Origin of the sequence: uncultured Helicobacter sp. (assembly GCF_937906905.1) — a bacterium.
GTDB lineage: Bacteria > Campylobacterota > Campylobacteria > Campylobacterales > Helicobacteraceae > Helicobacter_B.
Genome location: NZ_CALERY010000029.1, coordinates 1 through 4,594 on the forward strand (window position 1 = coordinate 1; position 4,594 = coordinate 4,594).

3 protein-coding genes, 2 tRNA genes and 1 pseudogene are annotated in these 4,594 nt (G+C 47.0%); 2 read left to right on the plus strand and 4 right to left on the minus strand.

Annotation, left to right across the window (positions count from 1 at the left end; genetic code table 11):
* Positions 1 to 5: 5 nt before the first annotated feature.
* The 3 genes from Q0171_RS07375 to Q0171_RS07385 all read right to left on the minus strand — a co-directional run bounded on the left by Q0171_RS07375 (position 6) and on the right by Q0171_RS07385 (position 1,843).
* Positions 6 to 90 (minus strand) — tRNA-Tyr (locus Q0171_RS07375).
* Between the two features lie 54 nt (positions 91 to 144).
* Positions 145 to 220, minus strand: a tRNA-Thr gene (locus tag Q0171_RS07380).
* A 147-nt stretch (positions 221 to 367) separates the two neighbouring features.
* Positions 368 to 1,843, minus strand: coding sequence for a mechanosensitive ion channel family protein (locus tag Q0171_RS07385; protein ID WP_299328412.1), 1,476 nt, complete (start codon positions 1,841 to 1,843; stop codon positions 368 to 370).
* 176 nt (positions 1,844 to 2,019) lie between these two features.
* Between Q0171_RS07385 and Q0171_RS07390 the strand changes: the two genes are divergently transcribed.
* The gene (locus tag Q0171_RS07390; protein ID WP_299328414.1) at positions 2,020 to 2,844 is read left to right on the plus strand and encodes a transporter substrate-binding domain-containing protein; all 825 of its coding nucleotides are present in this window, start codon (positions 2,020 to 2,022) and stop codon (positions 2,842 to 2,844) included.
* A 153-nt stretch (positions 2,845 to 2,997) separates the two neighbouring features.
* On the opposite strand, the gene pseB is transcribed toward Q0171_RS07390, so the two are convergent.
* Positions 2,998 to 3,981: a UDP-N-acetylglucosamine 4,6-dehydratase (inverting) gene (pseB, locus tag Q0171_RS07395; RefSeq protein ID WP_299328417.1), complete on the minus strand. Its 984-nt coding sequence runs from the start codon at positions 3,979 to 3,981 to the stop codon at positions 2,998 to 3,000.
* A 264-nt stretch (positions 3,982 to 4,245) separates the two neighbouring features.
* Between pseB and Q0171_RS07400 the strand changes: the two are divergent.
* Positions 4,246 to 4,594, plus strand: a pseudogene (locus Q0171_RS07400) (hypothetical protein); the annotation flags it as partial.

Here is a 4,594-nt window from a genome sequence, read left to right on the forward strand (position 1 = left end):
AACAATGGTGGTGAGTCGTGGATTCGAACCACGGAAGACAAAGTCAGCAGATTTACAGTCTGCCCTCGTTGGCCACTTGAGTAACTCACCAAATCGGCAAAAACTGGTCAAACACTGAATCAGAAAAGTCTGCTAGAGTTTGAATGGAGCTGGTTAAGGGACTTGAACCCCCGACCCTCTGCTTACAAGGCAGATGCTCTACCAACTGAGCTAAACCAGCATGAAAAATAAAAAGCGCGATTATATAGAAACAAACCTGTATTGTCAAGAGGAGTGCGCACATATCATAAAATATGCTTGTAGTAACACACCACCAAGCAAGATGCACACATCTTCTCCAGAATCCAAAAACCTATTTCTCCAGAATCTAGCGCAATACGACACCGCTAGCAGGGGCAGTGCTGGATTCTGGGCTGGAAGATTTAGGATCTACCATAGAAATCCTAGAATCCACCCCAGCAGCACCAGCGGTAGAAACACTAGCGCTTGATCGTAGCGCGGTTGGTATAGATTCTGGCACAGATTCCACATAGAGGCTTTGGCTAGGGAATGCCAGCGACAAGCCAAGCTCATCAATGATTCGCAAAATCTCCACGATAATCTGCTCTTTTGTCTTGAGATACCCCTCTATCCCCACATCTTGGCTAAAGCAATGCACCAAAATATTCATCGAGCTATCTGCCAGCTCATCAAACACCACATATACCGCATGCTTATACCCAAGATAATCATCAAGCGAGACGATGTCTTTTTTCATATGAAGCGTGTAGCTAAGATCTTGCGCCGTGGCAGAATCTTTGGCTACCAGTGGGTGATGAAGCAGCATGTGTTTTATGGATTCTATACATTGTAGTATCTTCTCCACAGGTGTGCCATAGGTTAGCCCGATTGTCAGGCGGATAATCCTGCCAGACTTGCGCCGACTCCAGTTTGTGATTGATTTATTGGCGAGCTCGGCATTAGGGATTAGCACGAGCGCATTATCGGCAGTGCGGATGGTCGTGCGCCGCAAGCCCATTTCTACTACCACTCCATCGATTCCGCCAGATTCTATGCGATCGCCTTGTGAGAATGAATTATCAAACAGCAACATCACCGAGGCAAAAAAGTTTGCCAGCATATCTTTGACCGCCAGTGCCACAGCTAGCCCGCCGATGCCTAGCGAAGCGATGATTGCCGAGACATTAAACCCAAGAATCTTGAGAATCCACAAGAGCGATATGACGATGATGATGAAATACCCCACTTTCAGCAGCAGATTGATGACCTCTCTGCGGAAATGATCGGAATTTCTCTGGGCAAGGAGTGCTAGAAGATTTGCCACATAGCCTTGGGAGACGATGATGATAAGCCACGCACCATTGATGACATACGCGATTTGAAACCACCGCTCAAACGCCTCTGGAGAGGTTGCCGGATAGTATAAAATATCAAGCGAGATATTCACGCTCATCACAAGGAGGAAAAACGATATTGGCTTCATTAGACTTTTTTGGATTTGAAGGCGCATTTGCTCATCTTGACTTGAAAATCCAAACACCCTATCCACACCATACACCGCAAGTCTCGCTAAACTTTTTCTGCAAAACCATAGCACGATAAATACTGCTACACTTAGCACGATTTTGGCGCACATGGCATTAGTGCATATACTTGGCAGTGATACGCCTAACACACCTAAGCCAGAATCTATAATGGACTCCGCCCAGCCTAGCACACTGGCAAACACCCCTTCTATCTCACCCTCTATGCTTACTACACTGCTCCCTAGAGCCTTATGCTCTATGCTTGTGGATTCCAAGCTTGCCAAATCCTGTGCTATTGCCTCTTTTGCCACACTCATAATATTCCTTAGTGTCTTTTTGTCTTTGCCTACCCTAGGCTTGTTGGGCTGCTATCTTACCATGATTTGCGCCATTTCACCACTGCGCACGCTGATGCGCGCAGAAATTGGTCTTGCATTACCTATGCTTGGCTATGATTGTGCTTGCTTAGGAAGTTAGGTTGTGAGAGGAAGTAATGCGTTGGTCGTGGCAGATGTGTTTTGTGCTTTTTGTGTGCGGGTTTGTTGCAGGGTGTGAAAACTCCCTAGAATCCATCAAAGATAAGCGAGTCATACGCATTGGGATTTTGTATGATTTGCCACCTTTTAGCTATGTGGATTCTCGTGGCGAGTTTGGCGGGCTTGAAGTGCAGCTAGGACGCAAAATAGCCAAAGATCTGCTTGGCGATGAAAGTCGCGCGGAGTTTGTTGCTATCGAGAATCGCGTGCAAGAATCTGGCTTGCTAGATTCTGGAGCAATCGATATCGCACTCTCATGCACAAGTGAAGCTGATACCACAGCGACAAGCACAGCGTCCATGCCCTACATGCGCGCTACCATTAGCGTGGTAGGCAGAGTTGGCAGCCCTAGTGGGATTCAAGCACTTCTCTCCCCTGCGCGTTTGGCTAGGCTGCTGGTGCGCGAGGATTCCCCAGCCCAAGCGTATTTCGCAGAAAACTACCCACAAATCCCGCTAGCAACCTGCGAGAGTCTCGCCCACTGCGTGCAAACCCTACGCCAGAGCCAAGCCACAAGCCACGATCAAGCATTCTATTTTGCCGATCTTGACATTATTGCCATGCTCTTTGTGCGCGAGAATCCAGATTTTACTCTCATCGCAGAATCTTTAGGCGACCCAAAGCCATGCGTCCCTAGAGTCAAAAGCACGCACACAAGCCTAAAAACATGGCTTGATAAAGAGATTGCCACCCTACATAAAGAGGGGGTGCTAAACCAAAGCTTTTTTAGCCAAGCGTTCCAAAGCGCACTTGAGCGCACACAAACAGAGCCTAAACCCTAGTCCAAACTTTACTCACTGGCTCCTGCTAGATTCTGCTCTGTGTCAAGCGCGATTTTCATAGCATAGATTTTGGTGCAAATCCACAAGCCCACTTAGATTCTCGCTAGATTCAATACCTAGAGCCAAGCTACCTTACTAATCGCTTTAAATCCCCTAGATAATCGCGCTAATTTGCTCGCTATTGAGCCAGAGCGTATTAGTCGCACTTGAGTATTCAAAGGCTTCTTTCACTCGCACACCCCTTAGCCCATCAGCACTCACGCTATAATCAATAGGCGTTTGAAACACAATGCTAGGCTCGATGAGATAAAACTCATCAAACTCATAGCAGTGCCTTGAGTCATCTTCTGGGATCATCACTTCGTGCAGCTTCTCACCCGGGCGGATTCCTATGAACTTCATCGGCAGGTGTGGAGCTAGGCAGCGCGCTAAATCGGTGATTTTCATACTTGGGATTTTAGGCACAAAGATTTCGCCCCCGTGCATTCGCTCCAAGCTCTTTAGCACAAACTCCACCCCACAATCTAGCGTGATAAAAAACCTAGTCATTCGCTTATCGGTGATTGGCAGCTCCTTTGCGCCCTGCTCTATGAGCTTTTTGAAAAACGGCAGCACACTCCCCCTAGAGCCTAGCACATTCCCATAGCGCACGACACTAAAGCGCGCCCTCTTGCTGCCTTTGATATTATTGGCACTGATGAAAAGCTTGTCTGAGCAAAGCTTGGTCGCGCCATAGAGGTTGATGGGATTGGCGGCTTTGTCGGTGGAGAGGGCGATGATGTGGGAGACATCATTGGCTAGGGCGGCGTGGATTACATTGCTAGCACCTAGGATATTGGTTTTGATACATTCTATGGGGTTGTATTCTGCTATGGGGACATGCTTTAACGCTGCGGCGTGGATACAGACATCAACCCCTGCCATAGCAGACTCTAGCCTGCTCTCATCGCGCACATCGCCGATAAAGTAGCGCATACATTTATCATTAAAGCTCTGGCTCATCTCATACTGCTTTAGCTCATCGCGGCTATAAATAATCACGCGCGCTGGTTTATACCGCTCTAGCACCTTAGCGACAAACCTCTTCCCAAAGCTCCCTGTGCCACCTGTGATAAGAATGCTTTTGCCATTTAGCATGTGCGCTCCTTTTCTGCCCCTTTTCTTAAGATAGCCCCTAGTTATCCCACACAAGCGGCAAGCAATTCCCCAATCCCAAGCACGAAGCATTCCATTACGCCAGCACACGCGCTGCGATATTTAACCAGAGTTTCAAGTTTTTTCCTTACAATAGCGCGCTTGGACACATCTCAAGCGCCCCAAAGCCATAGCGATGAAATAGAGTATAAAATGTCCCAAAATCCAAAATATAAAGTCCAATAAATCCAATCCCAAAGGCTTCCCATGCTCTTCAACTCCTATCTCTTTATATTCATCTTTCTCCCTATTGTCTGGATAGGCTTTCATAGCATTAAATACTATGCCCATACACATAGCTCCCCCAAAATCTTTAGCCTAGCAAAGCTCTTTCTTGTTCTTAGCTCATTATTTTTCTATGCGTATTGGAAGTTTCTCTATCTGCCAATCCTGCTAGGCTCTATTGTCATTAACTTTATCATTGCTAAAACTATGCTTGCTTCTGCCACAAGAGCCAAAGCCCAATCTACCCAGCAAGCTTTCACACATAGCACACTAGATTCTACTATGCCAGCTTGCACGCATGCTTCTAGGCTTATTGGTAATAAAACGGGGG

Excerpts from the sequence above, each read along its gene's own strand:
- Q0171_RS07385 (WP_299328412.1), bottom strand. The coding sequence starts at position 1,843 with ATGAGTGTGGCAAAAGAGGCAATAGCACAGGATTTGGCAAGCTTGGAA.
- Q0171_RS07390 (WP_299328414.1), top strand. The coding sequence starts at position 2,020 with ATGCGTTGGTCGTGGCAGATGTGTTTTGTGCTTTTTGTGTGCGGGTTT.
- pseB (WP_299328417.1), bottom strand. The coding sequence starts at position 3,981 with ATGCTAAATGGCAAAAGCATTCTTATCACAGGTGGCACAGGGAGCTTT.